Annotated in this window: 17 protein-coding genes and 1 other RNA gene; 6 read left to right on the top strand and 12 right to left on the bottom strand. The window is 33.2% G+C overall.

Features of this window, described 5'->3' with window-relative positions:
• The first annotated feature begins 15 nt into the window (after positions 1 to 15).
• Positions 16 to 960 (top strand): NAD-dependent epimerase/dehydratase family protein, encoded by a 945-nt coding sequence (locus RM538_RS12090; RefSeq protein WP_311333699.1) that lies wholly within the window; start codon positions 16 to 18, stop codon positions 958 to 960.
• Here RM538_RS12090 and meaB read toward each other — a convergent pair.
• Positions 946 to 2,022, bottom strand: a complete 1,077-nt coding sequence (gene meaB, locus RM538_RS12085) for a methylmalonyl Co-A mutase-associated GTPase MeaB (RefSeq protein ID WP_311333698.1) — start codon at positions 2,020 to 2,022, stop codon at positions 946 to 948. The two genes, RM538_RS12090 and meaB, sit on opposite strands and share 15 nt — an antisense overlap.
• A gap of 91 nt (positions 2,023 to 2,113) precedes the next feature.
• Between meaB and RM538_RS12080 the strand changes: the two genes are divergently transcribed.
• Entirely contained in the window at positions 2,114 to 2,542 is a 429-nt protein-coding gene (locus RM538_RS12080) for an Ohr family peroxiredoxin (RefSeq protein WP_311333697.1), read from the top strand.
• Positions 2,543 to 2,763: 221 nt separating this feature from the next.
• Here RM538_RS12080 and acs read toward each other — a convergent pair whose 3' ends face one another.
• Positions 2,764 to 4,674: an acetate--CoA ligase gene (acs, locus tag RM538_RS12075; RefSeq protein WP_311333696.1), complete on the bottom strand. Its 1,911-nt coding sequence runs from the start codon at positions 4,672 to 4,674 to the stop codon at positions 2,764 to 2,766.
• Between the two features lie 272 nt (positions 4,675 to 4,946).
• Positions 4,947 to 5,346, bottom strand: a transfer-messenger RNA (tmRNA) gene (gene ssrA, locus RM538_RS12070).
• 315 nt (positions 5,347 to 5,661) lie between these two features.
• Here ssrA and RM538_RS12065 point away from each other — a divergent pair.
• The gene (locus tag RM538_RS12065) at positions 5,662 to 5,871 is read left to right on the top strand and encodes a hypervirulence associated TUDOR domain-containing protein (protein WP_311333695.1); all 210 of its coding nucleotides are present in this window, start codon (positions 5,662 to 5,664) and stop codon (positions 5,869 to 5,871) included.
• 59 nt (positions 5,872 to 5,930) lie between these two features.
• Positions 5,931 to 7,136, top strand: coding sequence for an NAD(P)-dependent oxidoreductase (locus RM538_RS12060; protein ID WP_311333694.1), 1,206 nt, complete (start codon positions 5,931 to 5,933; stop codon positions 7,134 to 7,136).
• Positions 7,137 to 7,221: 85 nt separating this feature from the next.
• Here the strand turns inward: RM538_RS12060 and RM538_RS12055 are convergent, their stop codons facing one another.
• The 8 genes from RM538_RS12055 to RM538_RS12020 all read right to left on the bottom strand — a co-directional run bounded on the left by RM538_RS12055 (position 7,222) and on the right by RM538_RS12020 (position 13,897).
• The gene (locus RM538_RS12055) at positions 7,222 to 7,803 is read right to left on the bottom strand and encodes a hypothetical protein (protein ID WP_311333693.1); all 582 of its coding nucleotides are present in this window, start codon (positions 7,801 to 7,803) and stop codon (positions 7,222 to 7,224) included.
• Positions 7,804 to 8,005: 202 nt separating this feature from the next.
• Positions 8,006 to 9,976, bottom strand: coding sequence for a DUF3858 domain-containing protein (locus RM538_RS12050; RefSeq protein ID WP_311333692.1), 1,971 nt, complete (start codon positions 9,974 to 9,976; stop codon positions 8,006 to 8,008).
• Positions 9,977 to 9,987: 11 nt separating this feature from the next.
• A complete protein-coding gene (locus RM538_RS12045; protein WP_311333691.1) occupies positions 9,988 to 10,659 on the bottom strand; it encodes a DUF1361 domain-containing protein in 672 nt (223 codons plus the stop codon).
• The gene (locus RM538_RS12040; RefSeq protein ID WP_311333690.1) at positions 10,647 to 11,000 is read right to left on the bottom strand and encodes a ribosomal maturation YjgA family protein; all 354 of its coding nucleotides are present in this window, start codon (positions 10,998 to 11,000) and stop codon (positions 10,647 to 10,649) included. The genes RM538_RS12045 and RM538_RS12040 overlap by 13 nt, the downstream gene beginning before the upstream one ends.
• Before the next feature lie 70 nt (positions 11,001 to 11,070).
• A complete protein-coding gene (gene creD, locus RM538_RS12035) occupies positions 11,071 to 12,417 on the bottom strand; it encodes a cell envelope integrity protein CreD (RefSeq protein WP_311333689.1) in 1,347 nt (448 codons plus the stop codon).
• Complete coding sequence (locus RM538_RS12030) at positions 12,398 to 12,946, bottom strand: hypothetical protein (protein ID WP_311333688.1); 549 nt, start codon at positions 12,944 to 12,946, stop codon at positions 12,398 to 12,400. The genes creD and RM538_RS12030 overlap by 20 nt, the downstream gene beginning before the upstream one ends.
• Positions 12,947 to 12,989: 43 nt before the next feature.
• Positions 12,990 to 13,286, bottom strand: coding sequence for a winged helix-turn-helix domain-containing protein (locus tag RM538_RS12025; protein ID WP_311333687.1), 297 nt, complete (start codon positions 13,284 to 13,286; stop codon positions 12,990 to 12,992).
• A 5-nt stretch (positions 13,287 to 13,291) separates the two neighbouring features.
• Positions 13,292 to 13,897 carry a hypothetical protein gene (locus RM538_RS12020; protein WP_311333686.1) on the bottom strand — a complete coding sequence of 202 codons (606 nt, stop codon included), beginning with the start codon at positions 13,895 to 13,897 and terminating at the stop codon, positions 13,292 to 13,294.
• A gap of 282 nt (positions 13,898 to 14,179) precedes the next feature.
• Between RM538_RS12020 and RM538_RS12015 the strand changes: the two genes are divergently transcribed.
• On the top strand, positions 14,180 to 14,539 hold the full coding sequence (locus RM538_RS12015; RefSeq protein WP_311333685.1) for a DUF1801 domain-containing protein: 360 nt from the start codon (positions 14,180 to 14,182) through the stop codon (positions 14,537 to 14,539).
• Here the strand turns inward: RM538_RS12015 and kdsA are convergent.
• Positions 14,529 to 15,347 carry a 3-deoxy-8-phosphooctulonate synthase gene (gene kdsA, locus RM538_RS12010; protein WP_311333684.1) on the bottom strand — a complete coding sequence of 273 codons (819 nt, stop codon included), beginning with the start codon at positions 15,345 to 15,347 and terminating at the stop codon, positions 14,529 to 14,531. The two genes, RM538_RS12015 and kdsA, sit on opposite strands and share 11 nt — an antisense overlap.
• 180 nt (positions 15,348 to 15,527) lie before the next feature.
• Between kdsA and typA the strand changes: the two genes are divergently transcribed.
• Positions 15,528 to 17,321, top strand: coding sequence for a translational GTPase TypA (gene typA / locus RM538_RS12005; RefSeq protein ID WP_311333683.1), 1,794 nt, complete (start codon positions 15,528 to 15,530; stop codon positions 17,319 to 17,321).
• The last annotated feature ends 100 nt before the right edge of the window (positions 17,322 to 17,421 follow it).

Here is a 17,421-nt window from a genome sequence, read left to right as displayed (position 1 = left end):
GCTCTAAGAAACCTTATGAAGATATTAATTACAGGTGCTGCAGGATTTATTGGGTCGCATATAGCAGAGCGATTAGCTACTACAAGGCATAATGTCTTTGGAGTAGATAATTTTTCTCCTTATTATAATGCTACCCTAAAAAAATCTAATGCATTATCCATCCAAAACAAAGGTGTCACCTTTCAAGAACTTGATTTAAGAACAGCTAGTTTAGAAAATCTTCTTTCTGAAAAATTTGATGTTATATTTCACTTTGCAGCTCATCCTGGGATTTCAAGTAGTAGTACTTTTGATGATTACTTATCTAATAATGTTATAGCAACCCAGCGTCTTTTAGACCTAATTGCTTTACAAAATAAAAAGCCATTTTTTGTAAATATTTCTACATCATCAGTTTATGGATTAGAGGCTACTTTTCCAGAAACACACCCTGCAAAACCTGCTTCTTGGTATGGTGTTACTAAATTAGCAGCAGAGCAACTGGTGTTATCATATCAAAGAAGAGGTGTTATTAATGCAACTTCATTACGTTTATTCTCAGTATATGGACCAAGAGAAAGACCCGATAAGTTATATACGCGTCTTATAGATTCTGCTATTAATAATAAACCTTTCCCCTTGTTTAATGGCAGCGAAAAACATTTACGAAGTTATACTTACGTACAAGATATTGTAGATGGAATTTGTAGTGTATTAGATAAACAAGAAATATGCAATGGAGAAATATTTAATTTAGGTACTGAAGTAGAGAATAGTACTTTAATGGGTATTAAAACTGTTGAAAAACTATTAAACCTTTCTATTACAATACAAAATATGCCAGCTAGAATTGGTGATCAATCTAGGACACATGCCAATATCGAAAAAGCTAGAAAGTTACTCAACTATAATCCTACTACTACTTTAGAAGAAGGCGTTGCTGCACAAATAGAATGGTTTAAAGGGTTATCTAAGTTCTAGAATTTTTTGCGCTGCTTCAAAAGGAGTGGTTTCCTGCCTTTGTAATTTATTAAGTTGGAGCTCTAACTCTTTTTTTACTGAAGGTTTCTCAAAAAAATCACGTTGTAACGTTTCTTTAATAGTTTGTAAAAACCAATATTTGTTTTGCTGATTTCTCTTCTCTTGGAAATATTTATTTTCTTTTACTTCGGTAAAATAAAGTTGAAGCATTTTAAAAATACTATCTACGCCTTCTGAAGTAATTGCACTACAGGTTAGTGTTTTGGGCACCCAACCACTTTCTTTAGGTGGATAAAGGTGTAAAGCTCTATTAAACTCAGTTTTTGCTAATTTGGCAGCTTTTACATTATCACCATCCGCTTTATTAATTACTATGGCGTCTGCCATTTCCATAATACCTCTTTTAATTCCTTGTAATTCGTCACCTGCACCTGCCAATTTAAGTAACAAGAAAAAGTCTGTCATACTGTGTACCGCAGTTTCACTTTGCCCCACGCCTACAGTTTCAATTAAAATACAATTAAAACCGGCTGCTTCACATAAAATAATGGCCTCTCTTGTTTTTCTAGCAACGCCACCTAGAGAGCTTCCAGAAGCTGACGGTCTAATAAAAGCATGGTCTTCTTTTACTAGTTCTTCCATTCTAGTTTTATCACCAAGAATACTTCCTTTGCTTACAGAACTACTAGGGTCTACTGCTAACACTGCAACTTTATAGTTTTCTGTAATTAGGAGTTTTCCAAAACTTTCAATAAAAGTACTTTTTCCAACTCCAGGAACTCCAGTAATACCAATTCTTATAGCATTATTAGAATAAGGTAAGCATTGCTCTATAATGGCTTTTGCAATAGCTTGATGCTTTATTGCAGTACTTTCTATTAATGTAATTGCTTGGCTTAGTGCAGTTTTGTCGCCTTCAATAAGTTTTTTTGTAATTGTAGAAGCTTCTTTTACCTGTTTGCGCTTTTCTTTAATTTTTGCAGCAGCGTCTTGACTCAAAGAGGGAAGTTTTTCTACTCCTTGTTTTTCAGATAACGCTTTAGACTTCTTTTTTGCTGCCATTGGTTTAATTTATGACAAATTTATGAGAATTGGTTTTAATAGAATAACGAGTCATAGTATATTAGAGAAACTAATTATAATATAATATACAATGAAAACTTTATATGAAGGAGTTTCTGTAGCCGAAGGCGGTAGAGCAGGACACGTAGCCTCAAAAGATGGACCTTTAGATTTGCCATTATCTGTTCCTAAAGGAATGGGCGGTGATGGCGGTGAAGGAACCAATCCGGAGCAATTGTTTGGAGCGGCTTATGCAGCTTGCTTTGGTGGTGCTATGCAAGCAGTAATGGACCAAGAAGAAATAAAAGCAGATGCTAGTGCTATTAGTGTAACAGCAACGATTGGTTTTTGTAAAGATGAAGATGGATTTTTCTTAGAAGCCACATTAGACTGCTATGTTCCTGAGGTAGACCTAGAAACGGGAGAGGATATCATAAAAAAAGCACATGAAATGTGCCCTTTTAGTAAGGCAACAAGAGATAATATTACTGTTACTCTTAACTTGCTATTAGACGAGTAATAGAAGTCATATTTATAAAAAAAAAGCCTCAATATTGAGGCTTTTTTTAATTTAATAGAGTAGACTATGTTCTTTCTTTAAGTTCAATTAGTAAACCTAAAAATAAACATAATAGTATTGTTCCAATTACGATTCCACCAACGCCCATGATATTATTTTTTAGTGTTAAAGATGTTTCAAAGATATAAAAGTTTATGATAATAAATGATAGTAATCGTTAATTATACCAATGCATTATCAATAATATTTTGTACTACTTCAGGATTAAGCAACGTACTAGTATCACCAAGGTTATTTGTGTCTTTTTCAGCTATTTTACGTAAGATACGCCTCATAATTTTCCCGCTTCGAGTTTTTGGAAGTCCAAGTGTAAACTGAATTTTCTCAAGCTTGGCAATAGGGCCAATTCTTTCAGTAATTAATTGATTTATTTCTTTTCTAAGATTGTCATGATTTCTACTCTCTCCAGTTTCTTTTAAGGTAATATAACCATAAAGAGCATTTCCTTTTATATCATGTGGGAAACCTACAATAGCACTTTCGGCAACTGCTGGGTGTTCGTTAATAGCATCTTCAATAGGCGCAGTCCCTAGGTTATGACCACTTACAATTATTACATCGTCCACACGCCCAGTAATCCTGTAATAGCCAACAGCATCTCTACGAGCGCCATCACCAGTAAAGTACATGTTTTTAAAAGCACTAAAATAGGTTTCTTTATAGCGTTGATGATTTCCGTAGATAGTTCGAGCCATAGAAGGCCATGGAAATTTAATGGCCAATTTCCCTTCTACTTGATTGCCTTTTAACTCCTCTCCATTTTCATTAAGAAGTGCAGGCTGAATGCCAGGTAGTGGGAATGTTGCAAATGTAGGTATAGTTGGGGTTGTATAGGGGATAGGGCTTATCATAATTCCACCTGTTTCGGTTTGCCACCAGGTATCTACAATAGGACTATTTTTCTTACCTATGTTATCATTATACCAATGCCAGGCTTCTTCGTTTATGGGTTCTCCAACCGTACCTAACACTTTTAGACTAGAAAGGTCATATTTCTCAACAAAAGATAGGTTTTCTTTTGCTAAAGCGCGTATCGCTGTTGGAGCGGTGTAAAACTGATTCACTTTATGTTTTTCTACAATTTCCCAGAAACGACCAAAATCTGGATAGGAGGGAACACCTTCAAACATGACTGTTGTAGCACCATTTACAAGAGGGCCATAAACTATATAGCTATGTCCGGTAATCCAACCAATGTCTGCAGTACACCAATATATATCTTGTTCTGTATACTGAAAAACATTTTTAAAACTATAGGCTGCATACACCATATAACCACCCGTAGTATGCACCATTCCTTTTGGTTTTCCAGTAGACCCAGAAGTGTATAATACAAAAAGAGGATCTTCGGCATCCATAATAGTAGCTGGACAAGAAGTATCTGCTACATCTAGCAATGGTTGTAGCCAGATATCTCTACCTTCTTTCATGGTTACGTTTCCGTTAGTTCTTTTTATTACTAGTGATTTAGAAACACTTTGACAGTCTTCTAAAGCCTCGTCTACAATGCTTTTTAAATCGATAGTTTTTGCACCTCTATAAGAACCATCACTACAAATTATAAGTTTACAATCACAATCATTTATACGAGTAGCTAATGCAGATGCACTAAAACCAGCAAACACAACTGAATGGACTGCGCCAATTCTAGCACACGCTAAAACCGCTATGGCTAGTTCTGGTATCATAGGTAAATAGAGACATACCCTATCGCCTTTTGTAACTCCTTGTGCTTTTAATACATTGGCAAATTGACAAACTCGCGCGTGTAGTTGTTTATAAGTAATGTGTTGTGCTTCTTCTTTTGGATTATTGGGCTCAAAAAGGATGGCTGTTTTATCTCCTCTAGTTGCTAGATGCCTGTCTATACAATTTTCGGTAATATTAAGTTTTGCACCTTTAAACCAGCTTACCTCTGGCTTACTAAAATCCCACTCCAACACACTATCCCATTTCTTTCTCCATAAAAAATGCTCTTCTGCTATCTCTTCCCAGAACTGTTCAGGATTTTGAATCGATTTGCGATACACCTGCCAGTATTCTTCAAGGTTTTTTATATGGTAGTTACTCATGATAAGGTTTTAAAAGTGTTTTTAAAAATAGTTGAAAGCGATAAAGAATGCAAGGATATTTATTAAAGTGGATTTCAAAGTTTTATATAGCTAAAAGTAATTTAACTCCTGTATGATACTTTTAAATCTATAGTAACCTATTATTTATGCATGGGTGTTAAGAACAACGAAGTGGCCTACCTCCACCGTATCCCTATTCTAAATTTTTAAATAGTCTATAAATTATAAAGCCCTCCTAAGCTTCTTAATATTCTCGAAGCTTAGGAGGGCATAGGTGGAGCCGGAGGGATTCGAACCCTCGTCCAAACGTGCAATTATAGAGCTTTCTACATGTTTAGTTCTTGTTTAGGTTTTCGAGAAATTGCCGGTCAAAAACTACCAACGCATTCCTTATCCTCGCTTAAGTGTCTTAGCCATATCAAGGCACTATGGCTAATAGGTTTACTTTTACGAAGTCACTATATCAACAACCGTAAACCAAGGTGGTTGAGTGACTTCCTGCTTGTCCGCCTTGCGGACCGAGGCGTAATCTTACTATAATTCAGATTATGCAGCTAGGGCGTAGTTATTCTCGCCGTTTAAAAAAGTTTGAATATGATATTTACGAGCTATATCCCAGCGCTCGACATGCTTACCATACAATTAGACCCGCTGTCAAAACCAGTCGGCCCCTATTTGAAAGTAATTTCCAAAATTTCAAATAACATTTCCCAAAACTAATCTTAGTATTTTGTTTTGGTGGGCGTGTCCTCGCATTTGCTCGGTCGGGCTATTCACTTTATCACCCAATCAAGTTGGGTGGATGCCGCTACTATCCCTCACGCATTTAATAATTATACTTCCTTAAAAAGGAGAGCAAATATATAGCAAACAATGCTAAATGTTGCTACTTTATAATATAATACATTCAAAAGTCATTCCATAAGGTTTTATAACTCTTTTAAGACAAAATGTCGTTAAACAGCACTAATTTTAAATAAAAAATTTATGATTAAAGAAGGAACTACCGTAACATGGAAATGGGGAAACGGAACAGCAAAAGGAAATGTAATAGAAACTTACATAAAGAAGGTTTCTAAGACTATTAAAGGGAACTCTGTTACACGTAATGGAGAACAAGGAAACAAAGCCTTATATATAAAACAAGAAGATGGTGATTACGTGCTTAAATTAGAAAGCGAAGTTTCAAGAGAATAAATACTTATACTTCTTGGTATAGATAATAAATCCGCATATTTTCGTAAAAAAAGTTTACCATGAAGTTCGCTATTATAAAAGAACGTAAAAATCCACCAGATAGACGTGTTGTTTTCTCACCAGAAAAGTGTTTAGAAGTAATAAACACCTTTCCTGAAGCTTCAGTAATAGTAGAATCTTCGGTTATACGAGTATTTAATGACGCTTCGTATTCAGAAAAAGGAATTGAAGTTTCAAATGATATAACGAGTGCAGATGTGCTCTTTGGGGTAAAAGAAGTGCCTATAGATGCTTTAATTCCAAATAAAAAATATTTCTTTTTTAGCCATACTATAAAAAAGCAACCTTATAACAGAAAGCTGTTAAAAGCTATTTTAGATAAAAAAATAGAGCTTTACGACCATGAAACTATTGTTAAGGAGAATGGCGCAAGGCTTATTGGTTTTGGTCGGTATGCTGGCTTAGTTGGTGCCTATAATGGATTTAGAGCTTTGGGACTGCGTGATGAATTATTTGAGTTACCAAAAGTAGAGCACTTAAAAGACCTTGAGGAAGTAAAAGCAGAACTGGATAAAATTACAATACCTACTATTAAGATTACACTTTCTGGTACTGGTAAAGTGGCTATGGGAGCCAAAGAGATTCTGGATCATTTAGGTATTAAAGAAGTAAGCGATACGGTTTATTTAACTTCTAAATTTACAGAGCCCGTTTATTGTATGATAGATGTTATGGAATACAATAAAAGAAAAGATGGAAAAGCTGGTGATAAGTACGAGTTTTATGAGGATCCGTCAGGATATGAAAGCAATTTTATGCCGTATGCAAGGGTAACAGACTTTTTTATAACAGGACATTTTTATGGAGATGGAGCACCCTACTTTTTTACAAGAGAAGATGCTAAGCGCCCTGATTTTAATATTAATCTTATAGCAGATATTTCATGTGATATAGATGGACCTATTGCAAGTACAATTCGCCCTTCTACTATTGCAAACCCCTTTTATGGGTATGACCCAAATACAGAAACTGAAGTTGCTTTTAACGCTCACAATGTCATTACAGTAATGGCAGTAGACAACCTTCCTTGTGAACTCCCTAAAGATGCTAGTGAAGGTTTTGGTGATATGTTTATGGAACACGTAATTCCAGCCTTTTTTAATGGAGATAAAGACGGAATATTAGAACGAGCAAGAATGACAACCCAAGAAGGAACATTAACAGAACGCTTTTCTTATTTGCAGGATTATGTAGATGGTAAATAAATACTAGAGGTAATTTTTATAAGAAAAAAGAGTGCTACTGGTTATAGTAGCACTCTTTTGGTTTTTAAAGGAATAATATTAAACCTTAAAGGTCAAAATACATTTGTAACGATTGATAGTTTGTTACATCTACTCCATTAGCAAGAAGTTCTTGTTCAAGTTCTTGTGCGGACCTTCCTCCGGTTGCCTCTACAATTACAACTCGTAATAACTGCAATGTACCAGCAGGCATATCGTATGCAGTCTCATCGGAAGCTAGATTAAATCGCATGTTAAACACACCAGTTTGCATAAAAGTTCTAATCCTGAAAATAGTTCCATCTGGGTTTACTGTATTAGGAATAGGATACACTAAGGAACCTGCATGCACAAAAGCATATACCAAGTCGTTAGCAAGTACATCTTCGGTTAATTCTGGTATAGATTCACTATATGAAGTACCAGTAGCAGTAGAGATATCAAATGTGAGGTTTTGCACATTAGCATTTCCATCCTGTCCATCTTGTCCGTCCTGCCCATCTTGACCATCAGTTCCAGATGGTCCTTGAGGACCTACTTCTCCTTGTGGTCCTTGAGCACCATCTTGTCCATCTTCTGGACTACACGATACAAGTGCTATAACCATAACCATTGTCGCATACTTAAAAATTGTTTTTAGAGTTTTCATCTTATTGTTTTTTTAAAGATTAATATGGGACAAATATATTTTTAGTATTGAAGTCTGTAAAAGATAAACAACTGATTATCAGAAGTTTTTCACTCCTTTTTTTTTGAGTAAATAACGGGTAAGGATTATTAAAAAGACTTTAAAGAAAAGGGGATTTTTAAGTGTGCTTTTTATAAATAGTAGTATGTGTACTAAATTAGATTTACTTTTTTTCAATAACAATAACCTCTTGCTTTTGAATTTTAACTACATTATCAAAAAAGTCTTTAAGGTTTTTATAGTCTGTTTGTTGAAAATTATACCTAGGTAGTCTTAGATTAAAACGCACATTTATTGTAGACCCACTTTGAGAATATAAAATACTACATTCTCCTTGGTTGCCATTTAGCTTAACAGCTTTTGATTCTGGTAAATTAGTTACATTATAATCCTCACCAATATCTATTGAAATTAGATAGGTATTAACAATTGGATACCCAAAATCTAATGGAAATTGTCTTTTTTCTTGTGTAAATGGGTTTTTCTTGAAGTAGGTTTCAAAGCAAATAGGATTAAAATAAATTTTATTACTTACTTCTTCAGTTTCAATAAGTACATCATAAGTTTCTTTTAATGGTTTTGAAAGTTCGTACTCATTTTCGATAGCTAAATTTGTAACTTCAGAAACGTATTGATTACTTTCTTTTCTTTTTAAGAAATTGCTTTTAGAAGTTTTTGATAAGTCTTCTCTAATGCCACTTGCAATGTATCCTGTGTAGACACCATTAACAGAACCTTCAAACTCATTAATTTCATTAAGTTTCAGCTTTGTATTTATATAGTATACATTTTTTTCTATAGGAACTATTGGTAACCAAAAGCTTCCTTTTTTAAAATCCATTACTCTTACTTTTCGATTTAAATCCTTAAAGGGAACTTCTCCAAAAGGAGTAAACTTATTTGTGGCATCAAGTAAATATGTGCTAGTTCCTATGGTAGCGTAAGCGATAGAGTGGTTAAAGTCTGTCATTACAGGGTTTAGCTCTGTTGGTAAACCATTATTTCTAGTAGATAGAAGCGCAATTTTAGCATCTATATTTCCTGCTTCAAGCGCGTTAATAAGTGATAAGTTTATTTCGGTATTATTTCCAGAGCCCTTTTCGAAGGCTTCTTTAACCCGTACGTCACTAAAAATTCTATAATATCCATCCCACGTATAATGATTTTGAATAAAAGTATAAATAGCTTTTGCTCTTTCCAGGTCCTCTTTTATTGAAAGGATATTTCCAGGCAATTTGTCTTCAAAGAAATTAGAATACTTTAATTGACGTCCCATATCCTTATCTAACTTAAACTCTTTATCTACATCTTTCCAAGTTTTTGCATAGCGTTCTTTACTTCCGTCAAAATTTAAAACCTCTCGCAATTCATACTTAATTTTTGAAAGGAAGTTTTTTTCTGAGAGCATATAAGGCTCTTCTTTAAATGATGGAATATGGTTTATTGCATAAATAGATTTTTCACAATCTGCGGCAGTTTGAGCTCCAGGAACATCTAGACAATATTTTTCTATTGTTGCCTCATCAACATCAAGTTTTAAGAAACCAACTATTATCTTATTATAAACATAATTTCCTGGAATTGTTGTGCTAAATTCACTATAGACTTTTGGAAGATCCTCTTGAAATGTCCACCCATCTAAACTCCCTAAGTATGGCGATTCTATTGTATAGGTGTATTCTAAAATACTTCCGTCCTTGACATTTGGGAACGTAAACTTTGTAATTGTCCAATTTTCATCTTCTTTTGATTCAAAATAAGCATCATTTGAAACATATGTTGGAGTATCACCATTATGTGTAATTGCTTTAATTTCAGTTATTTTTTCTTTACTGTTTTTTGAGTTGTAAAGCGGAATGAAGACTTCTGTTTTATTAAATTCATCTGCATTAAAGACTTTAATTTTTTTATGTACTTTTTTTACTAATCGGATATAATCATTAATAAGTTTTATTTGATAATCCCCTTTTTCAAATAATACAACTCCTGAGGAATCAGGTTCTTTATCATATGTTTTCATTTCTTTCTCACTATCAGTAGGGGCTCCAAACTCTGCAATTTGCCGTATTTGTGCAGAGATTAAAGAAGAAAAAGTAAAAGCAATAATAAAGACAGCGTATTTAATTATGGTCATGTTAACTTATTTTATTCAAAAGTAAAGAGATGATTTCTTTTCTTAAAATTTAGTATTATTTCTTCAATAATTAATAATCCAATACCAAAACCAAATGTTACAAACCATGCAAGTCTATGCTCACTTGGGTATAGAATGATATTTAGAATTTCGATGCCTAACGACAATGGATCTTTAATAATATCCCAAGAGTTAAAACGTAAAAAACGGCCTAGGTAAATACCAAAGCCAACTAAAAAGTGGATGCCAATTATGAGCAGAGAGATTACTTTTTTTGATAGTTTTACTGAAATAATGTTTTTAAAATCTTTAAGCGAATTAAAATAAAAGCATAAACCAGCTATTGCAAAACTTCCTACAAGTAGTGTATCTAGGATGCCACTTTTACTGTGTTGTAAATGAATAATGTCTGTAATAATATACGGTGCGTTAGGCAAAAACAATAACCACATTAGTAACATTAACCATAACCTTATTCCTTTTATTTTCTTCTTAGTTTGTATGTAAGTGGTAATTGCAAAAGGGATCATTGCTAAAAATAAATTCCATACAAGAAATAGGAAGAAGTAAGAAGATGTTAACTTCATTCTAACCATTAGTAGTATAATTGAAATAGTACTTATTGCACCCAATATAAAAAGGGTTTCAAATTTTGATATAAATAATTTTTTTATGTGTTCCATAGTTTTGAGCTTAGTAGGAGTAACCCAAAACCAATGGCATACGCTAGAATATCCCACCAATCAAAAGTACTACCCAGAATAATTTTTATGATTTTTGAATCTATATTTAGCTTCTCTGTGATGGAGAATAGTTGTAAAATTTCAACAATAATTGCAAAAACAAATGTTGTTACTGCTAATTTAAAAGAGGCTGCTTTAGAGAATATCTTCAAAAAGAAGTAAGCTAAAGGTACTACAAGGACATCACCCACAAAACCTCGTATAAATTTGTTAAAATGAAATAGGGCAATAACTACTTCGGTTACTAAAAGAAGCGTGAAAATTGTTAGGTGTTTTTTCATTTTAAAATCCTTTTAATCTATTTTAAAGAAACTTCAAGTAAGATTTTTTCTTGAAGTTTCTTGTCTTTGTTTAGTTTGTTCCCCAATCTATTTTTCTTGAAGTAAACATTACTATTCCTAGAATAATAAAGAGTCCTATACTGCCCACCAGTAATGCATAGTTTTCTAGTTGAATAATTACATATATAAACCCATATAGAGATGCTAATGAAGCCCCTACAAGTATTGGAAATTTAAACCCAGATAAAATGGCTCTAGAGTATAAAACTATTAAAGCCAGTACTGAAATAGCTGCAATTATATATGCTTTTAAAAATGAACTATGTTCTGAGATTGAAATTAGGAGTGTATAAAACATTACCAATGCCAAACCAATCATAACATATTGAAAGGGATGTATATGAATTTTACTTACCAATTGTATTAATAAAAACACCAAGAGTGTTAGCCCTATAACCATGAAACCATACTTGGCAGTTCGTTCACTTTTTTGATATTCATCTACAGGAATAATAAGCTTAGTGCCAAATTTAAACTCAGTTAAATTTGGAATATTTTTAAGAAAAACTTGTTCAAACTGTCTGTTTATTTGCAAGACTTTCCAAGAAGCACTAAATCCATCACTAGTAATTTCTCTTGAGCCATCTTCAGGAAGATATTTGCCGTCAAAACTTGGTGAATGCCAATTTGAAGACATAGAGGCTGTAGTTTCTTTACCAATAGGGATAAACTCCAAAAGTTCACTACCATTAATTTTTAGATCAATTGAAAAGGGTATTACTTTGTTTTTCTCTAAGGAGAACTCTTTAATGAACTCACTTTCTATAGTATTTAGATATTCTCTATCATATCTGGGTGTCATAGCTAGTGATTGGTTGCCCATATTTATTTTAGGAGTGTTTCTTATTCCTTTAAGATTTGATGTTTTTACTAATACTGAAACCTTATCCCAAATAATATCTTCATTTTTTATGTCAAGTTCCTTTAGATTTATTTCCGGAAAGTTTCCTTTTACTTTTATATCTGCTGTGTAAACAACAGATTTATAAATGCTTCTATTTAATGGTTTTGTGTCTACATTTGAATCAATATCTAATACATCTGGAAATACAAAAGCATATTTTGTATTTGTGATAGTCTTTGTAGTATACTTTTTTGTTTCTTCATTAAAATTACGCTCTTCAGTATATGTTTTATAAGGTACTTTTAAGATTGGGCCAGAGAGAATTATATTATTTCCCCATTTACTATTTATCTCTTGTACTACTTCTTTTTGTCTATAGGACCTTTCAGAAATTAGAGACTTTACATATTGTAATGGGATTAGTAAAATGACTAATAAAAACCCCACTATCAGCATTCTTGCTGTAATTGAATTTCTAATCCAGTTTCGTACTCTACTCTTTGCTTGTTCCATAATTGAATGTGTTACTTGTTTGTAAATTATTTTCTTTTTGTAAGCAGCTTAATTCTTGCTGTGTTTTTTTAGAAAAAATGGTGTCTTTAAAATTTTGATAGTGCAGAAGCAACAGTAACTTAAAATCAAAGTGATGAAAAGTATTGCTCTGTTTCCCTAGTGTATATGCCTTTTTGTAATATTGAAAGTATTCTGGAAGTAAAACAGTACCTAAAAACAAAACCCCAAATAAATATTTACTGCGTTTTCCATTCCCATAGCATAGATATTGTAAAGCGATTTCATCTTCTACTTTGGTGCCAAACCCTGTGAGTACATGATAGGCGTCATGACGTTCTACCTTAGGTAATAACTCAAAACCATTTTGTTTTAAAAAGAGCCCTAACTTATAACCAAATGTAGTCTTGGGATAGCCGCAAAGTTGCTTTACAGTAAGATTCCAAGGCGTTTTATTTTTTTTAAAATTCTTGGTGTAAAACACTTGTGATTTTTCAAATAGCCAATTGATAATTTTTTTTCTTGTTTTCATATTTAAAGTACTTTGTATTTCAAAGTAAAAGAATAAATTTTTTTTATGGTTTCTTTTTTATTAAGCTTTCTAATGCATTAATATGTTTTTTAAATTCTGCTTTACCCAGCTTTGTAGCACTATATTTTGTATTTGGTTTTCGGCCAATAAATTGTTTTTCAACTAAAATATACTCTGCTTTTTCTAGGGCTTTTATGTGGCTTGCTAAATTACCATCTGTAACATCTAGTAATTCTTTAAGCCTATTAAAGTCTGCATCATCATTTACCATAAGAATAGACATAATGCCAAGTCTTATTCGGTGATCAAAAAGCTTATTTATGTTATCTATAATTCCCAAGTTGGTTATTTTTTTTCTTGAATATACATCAAGCTACCATATATAATATGCATTACTCCAAAGCCAAGTACCCAAAGCCAAAAACCATAGCCAGGGAAGAGTGCACAGATAAGTCCTAAGATAATTTCAGTAATTCCAAGATATCGTACATGCCCAATACTATATTTTGAAGCATTAAGTAAAGCTAATCCATAAAATATAAGCATTAAAGCTCCAGTTTGCCCGTACTTTTGTTGCTGTAAAATTATGAGAATATATAAACCTCCGGCAACTAAAGGGATTAAAAAATTAATTAGTAATCTTCTTGAGGAAGCGTCCCACACTTTTTCTCCATTTTTTTTGGCTTTGCGAGTCGTGAGAATAATGGCTGTAATAATACTTAAAGCTGCTATTAAAAATAAGTCTAATAGAATTAACCTAAAAACATATCCATCTAGTATTAGATATTCTCTACCAGAGTTTGCAACTAGCCAGTACGCAACAGCCGCACCTATTATGGCATATACTCCAGCCATAATTCCTGCCATTCCGCTTAGTGATATAAAACGGGAAGACCGGTTCATTAAATTTTTAATCTCGCTTATATCTTTTAGATAATCTTGTTCGCTCATAATAAAGTACTTTGAAAAACAAAGTAATGATATTTTAAGTATCAAAGCAAGTTAATATTTGTTAATTTTTATAAATAGGGGAAAAACCCCCTACTAAAAAGGGGAAAAACCCTGCCTGTTTTTTTTTAATAAATAGTCACCTTTGAATTGTCTTATTGGAGAGTTCGGTTTTAGCCATAAGATAAATTAATCTAACCAAATTTATATTAATTGGGGAGTTAATAGGTAAGGTTATTATGAAAAAGAGTCGTTAATTAACGACTCTTTTTTTATTTTAGACGTATGAATCCTGCAGAAGAATATATATTAAGACAAGTAGATCCTTTTAAGTCTATGTTACTGGAGGTTCAAGTAATTATTGAGCAAACCTTGCCAAACCATCAACTATTATACAAGTGGCGACTACCTATATACTATAGTCATGATTGTCCTATATGCTATCTTAATGTAACTAATGGTTATCTAGATGTATGCTTTTGGGCTAGAAAAGAATTTAATGTACACCTAGACAAACTAGTTTCTGAAAAGCGAAAATTTGTAAAATCACTACGATATTATACTCCAGAAGAAATAGATTTTAAAGTTTTGATTGAGTGTCTTGAAGAAGCATACCGTACCCGCAAAAAGAAGTTTACAGCGTAGTAATTACTTTTCGTATTGCAACTAAATCTGATAGTAGTTTCTCAAGTTTGTTGAGGTCTAACATATTGGCTCCATCACTTTTTGCATTAGCAGGGTCAAAGTGTGTTTCTATAAATAATCCATCTACTCCGGCAGCAATACCAGCTTTTGCTATTGTTCCTATCATTTCTGGTCTTCCTCCTGTAACACCTACGCTTTGGTTGGGTTGCTGTAAGCTATGGGTAACATCAAGCACAGTTGGTGCATATTGTTGCATCGTTGGGATACCTCTAAAATCAACAACCATATCTTGGTAACCAAACATAGTTCCTCTATCTGTTATCATTACTTGAGTATTACCACTATCCAGTACTTTTTGAGCAGCATGTTGCATACTTTCAGGACTCATAAATTGTCCCTTTTTAAGATTAACAACTTTACCAGTTTTAGCAGCTGCAACTACAAGGTCTGTTTGTCTTACTAAAAAAGCAGGAATTTGTAATACATCCACATATTTTGCAGCCATAGCCGCATCACTAACCTCATGGATATCTGTAACCGTTGGTACGTTAAAAGTATCAGACACTTTTTTTAGAATTGCAAGTGCTTTTTCGTCTCCAATTCCTGTAAAACTATCTATGCGACTTCTATTTGCTTTTTTAAAACTCCCTTTAAAGATGTATGGAATTTCAAGTTTGTTAGTAATCTTAACAATTTGTTCAGCAATTTGTAGCGCCATTTCTTCTCCTTCAATCGCACAAGGGCCAGCAAGGAGAAAAAAGTTTTTGGAGTTTAAGTGATTTAAGTTAGGTATATCTTCAAGTCTCATCTTTCATTTTTAATGATTCCAAAGATACTTAATTTACTATAGTAAAATATAATACTATAAATCCTTATATATCCACTAAATAGCAGTACTTTTGCACCGCTTTTAACAAAGGCAGGTTAGTTACCTTATATTAAATTTCTTAGTTAACCTTAAAAAAACCGTTTAAGACGGCTATATACTATGGATATTAAAAACATTGCAATCATTGCTCACGTAGATCACGGTAAGACTACTTTGGTAGATAAAATTATGCACCATTGTAGCCTATTTAGAGAAAATGAAAAGACAGGAGAGCTTATTTTAGATAATAATGATTTAGAACGTGAACGAGGTATTACAATTACTTCAAAAAACGTATCTGTAGTTTATAAAGACACAAAGATTAATATTATAGATACTCCTGGTCACGCCGATTTTGGAGGTGAAGTTGAGCGAGTGCTTAACATGGCAGATGGTGTACTATTATTAGTAGATGCTTTTGAAGGCCCTATGCCGCAAACACGTTTTGTACTCCAAAAAGCTATTGATTTAGGTCTTAAACCTTGCGTTGTAGTAAATAAAGTAGATAAAGAAAATTGTACTCCAGATGAGGTTCACGAAGCTGTTTTTGATTTAATGTTTGAGCTTGGAGCAGAGGAGTGGCAGTTAGATTTTCCAACTGTATATGGTTCTGCAAAGAATAACTGGATGAGTGATGACTGGAAACAAGAAACAAATAACATAGAACCATTATTAGATATGGTTCTAGAACACATACCTTCTCCTAAAGTTGAAGAAGGAAGTGTACAAATGTTAATTACCTCTTTAGATTACTCTTCCTTTACAGGTAGAATTGCTATTGGACGTCTACAAAGAGGAGTCCTAAAAGAAAATATGCAGATATCTCTTGTTAAAAGAGATGGAAAGGTTGTAAAATCAAAAATTAAAGAGCTTCACACTTTTGAAGGATTGGGAAGACGTAAAGTAACCGAAGTTCATGCTGGAGATATTTGTGCTATCGTTGGGTTAGAGGGCTTTGAAATTGGAGATACTGTTGCAGATATAGAAAACCCAGAAGCATTACAAACTATCGCAATAGATGAACCTACGATGAGTATGTTATTTACTATCAATGATTCTCCATTTTTTGGTAAAGACGGAAAGTTTGTAACCTCTAGGCATATTAAAGAAAGACTAGAAAGAGAACTTGAAAAAAATCTTGCACTTAGAGTTGAAGAAACAGATAGTGCTGATAAGTTTATGGTTTTTGGACGTGGTGTACTGCACTTATCTGTTTTAATTGAAACTATGCGCCGCGAAGGATATGAGTTGCAAATAGGGCAACCGCAGGTAATTATTAAAGAGATTGGTGGTGTAAAATGTGAACCAGTTGAAGAGCTTACCATAGACCTTCCAGAAGAGGTGAGTGGTCGTGCTATAGATATGGTAACATTGCGTAAAGGAGAAATGCTAAGTATGGAGGCAAAAGGAGAACGAATGATTTGTCGTTTTAATATACCCTCTAGAGGTATCATTGGACTCCGTAATCAATTACTCACAGCAACTGCCGGTGAAGCAATTATGACGCATCGTTTTCTAGAATATCAACCGTTAAAAGGTGGGATTCCTGAACGTTTAAATGGTAGTTTAGTTTCCATGGAAAATGGAACAGCAATTCCTTATTCAATAGATAAACTACAAGACAGGGGACGTTTCTTTGTAAACCCTAATGAAGATATCTACGAAGGTCAAGTGATAGGTGAAAATACACGTCAAGATGATATGGTAGTTAATATTACCAAAACAAAAAAACTATCTAATGTACGTTCTGCTGGAGCAGATGACAAAGCAAGAATAGTTCCTGCTATTAAATTTTCTTTGGAAGAGGCTTTAGAATATATTCAAAAAGATGAGTATGTTGAAGTGACCCCTAACCACTTACGACTTAGAAAAATCTACTTAAAAGAAGTAGATAGAAAGCGTAATAAGCTATAACTAGTTTTAAATTAAATAGTAAAAAAGCCTGTGTTTTACAGGTTTTTTTATTTATTTGTTACCTAATTGTAAATTAGAGTTTAATTTATAGTAAAATTAT

This window comes from Patiriisocius hiemis, from assembly GCF_031846325.1.
Classification (GTDB): Bacteria; Bacteroidota; Bacteroidia; order Flavobacteriales; family Flavobacteriaceae; genus Patiriisocius_A; species Patiriisocius_A hiemis.
Note: the sequence above shows the minus strand (reverse complement) of the source record. Positions and strands in the feature narration are given on the sequence as shown.

What these genes read in the sequence shown, in the direction of transcription:
- RM538_RS12040 (WP_311333690.1), bottom strand. Translation starts at nt 11,000, where the DNA reads ATGAAAAAACACCTAACAATTTTCACGCTTCTTTTAGTAACCGAAGTA.
- RM538_RS12050 (WP_311333692.1), bottom strand. Translation starts at nt 9,976, where the DNA reads ATGACCATAATTAAATACGCTGTCTTTATTATTGCTTTTACTTTTTCT.
- RM538_RS12080 (WP_311333697.1), top strand. Translation starts at nt 2,114, where the DNA reads ATGAAAACTTTATATGAAGGAGTTTCTGTAGCCGAAGGCGGTAGAGCA.
- RM538_RS12045 (WP_311333691.1), bottom strand. Translation starts at nt 10,659, where the DNA reads ATGGAACACATAAAAAAATTATTTATATCAAAATTTGAAACCCTTTTT.
- RM538_RS12060 (WP_311333694.1), top strand. Translation starts at nt 5,931, where the DNA reads ATGAAGTTCGCTATTATAAAAGAACGTAAAAATCCACCAGATAGACGT.
- kdsA (WP_311333684.1), bottom strand. Translation starts at nt 15,347, where the DNA reads ATGAGACTTGAAGATATACCTAACTTAAATCACTTAAACTCCAAAAAC.
- typA (WP_311333683.1), top strand. Translation starts at nt 15,528, where the DNA reads ATGGATATTAAAAACATTGCAATCATTGCTCACGTAGATCACGGTAAG.
- meaB (WP_311333698.1), bottom strand. Translation starts at nt 2,022, where the DNA reads ATGGCAGCAAAAAAGAAGTCTAAAGCGTTATCTGAAAAACAAGGAGTA.
- RM538_RS12020 (WP_311333686.1), bottom strand. Translation starts at nt 13,897, where the DNA reads ATGAGCGAACAAGATTATCTAAAAGATATAAGCGAGATTAAAAATTTA.
- acs (WP_311333696.1), bottom strand. Translation starts at nt 4,674, where the DNA reads ATGAGTAACTACCATATAAAAAACCTTGAAGAATACTGGCAGGTGTAT.
- RM538_RS12015 (WP_311333685.1), top strand. Translation starts at nt 14,180, where the DNA reads ATGAATCCTGCAGAAGAATATATATTAAGACAAGTAGATCCTTTTAAG.
- RM538_RS12055 (WP_311333693.1), bottom strand. Translation starts at nt 7,803, where the DNA reads ATGAAAACTCTAAAAACAATTTTTAAGTATGCGACAATGGTTATGGTT.
- creD (WP_311333689.1), bottom strand. Translation starts at nt 12,417, where the DNA reads ATGGAACAAGCAAAGAGTAGAGTACGAAACTGGATTAGAAATTCAATT.
- RM538_RS12030 (WP_311333688.1), bottom strand. Translation starts at nt 12,946, where the DNA reads ATGAAAACAAGAAAAAAAATTATCAATTGGCTATTTGAAAAATCACAA.
- RM538_RS12090 (WP_311333699.1), top strand. Translation starts at nt 16, where the DNA reads ATGAAGATATTAATTACAGGTGCTGCAGGATTTATTGGGTCGCATATA.
- RM538_RS12065 (WP_311333695.1), top strand. Translation starts at nt 5,662, where the DNA reads ATGATTAAAGAAGGAACTACCGTAACATGGAAATGGGGAAACGGAACA.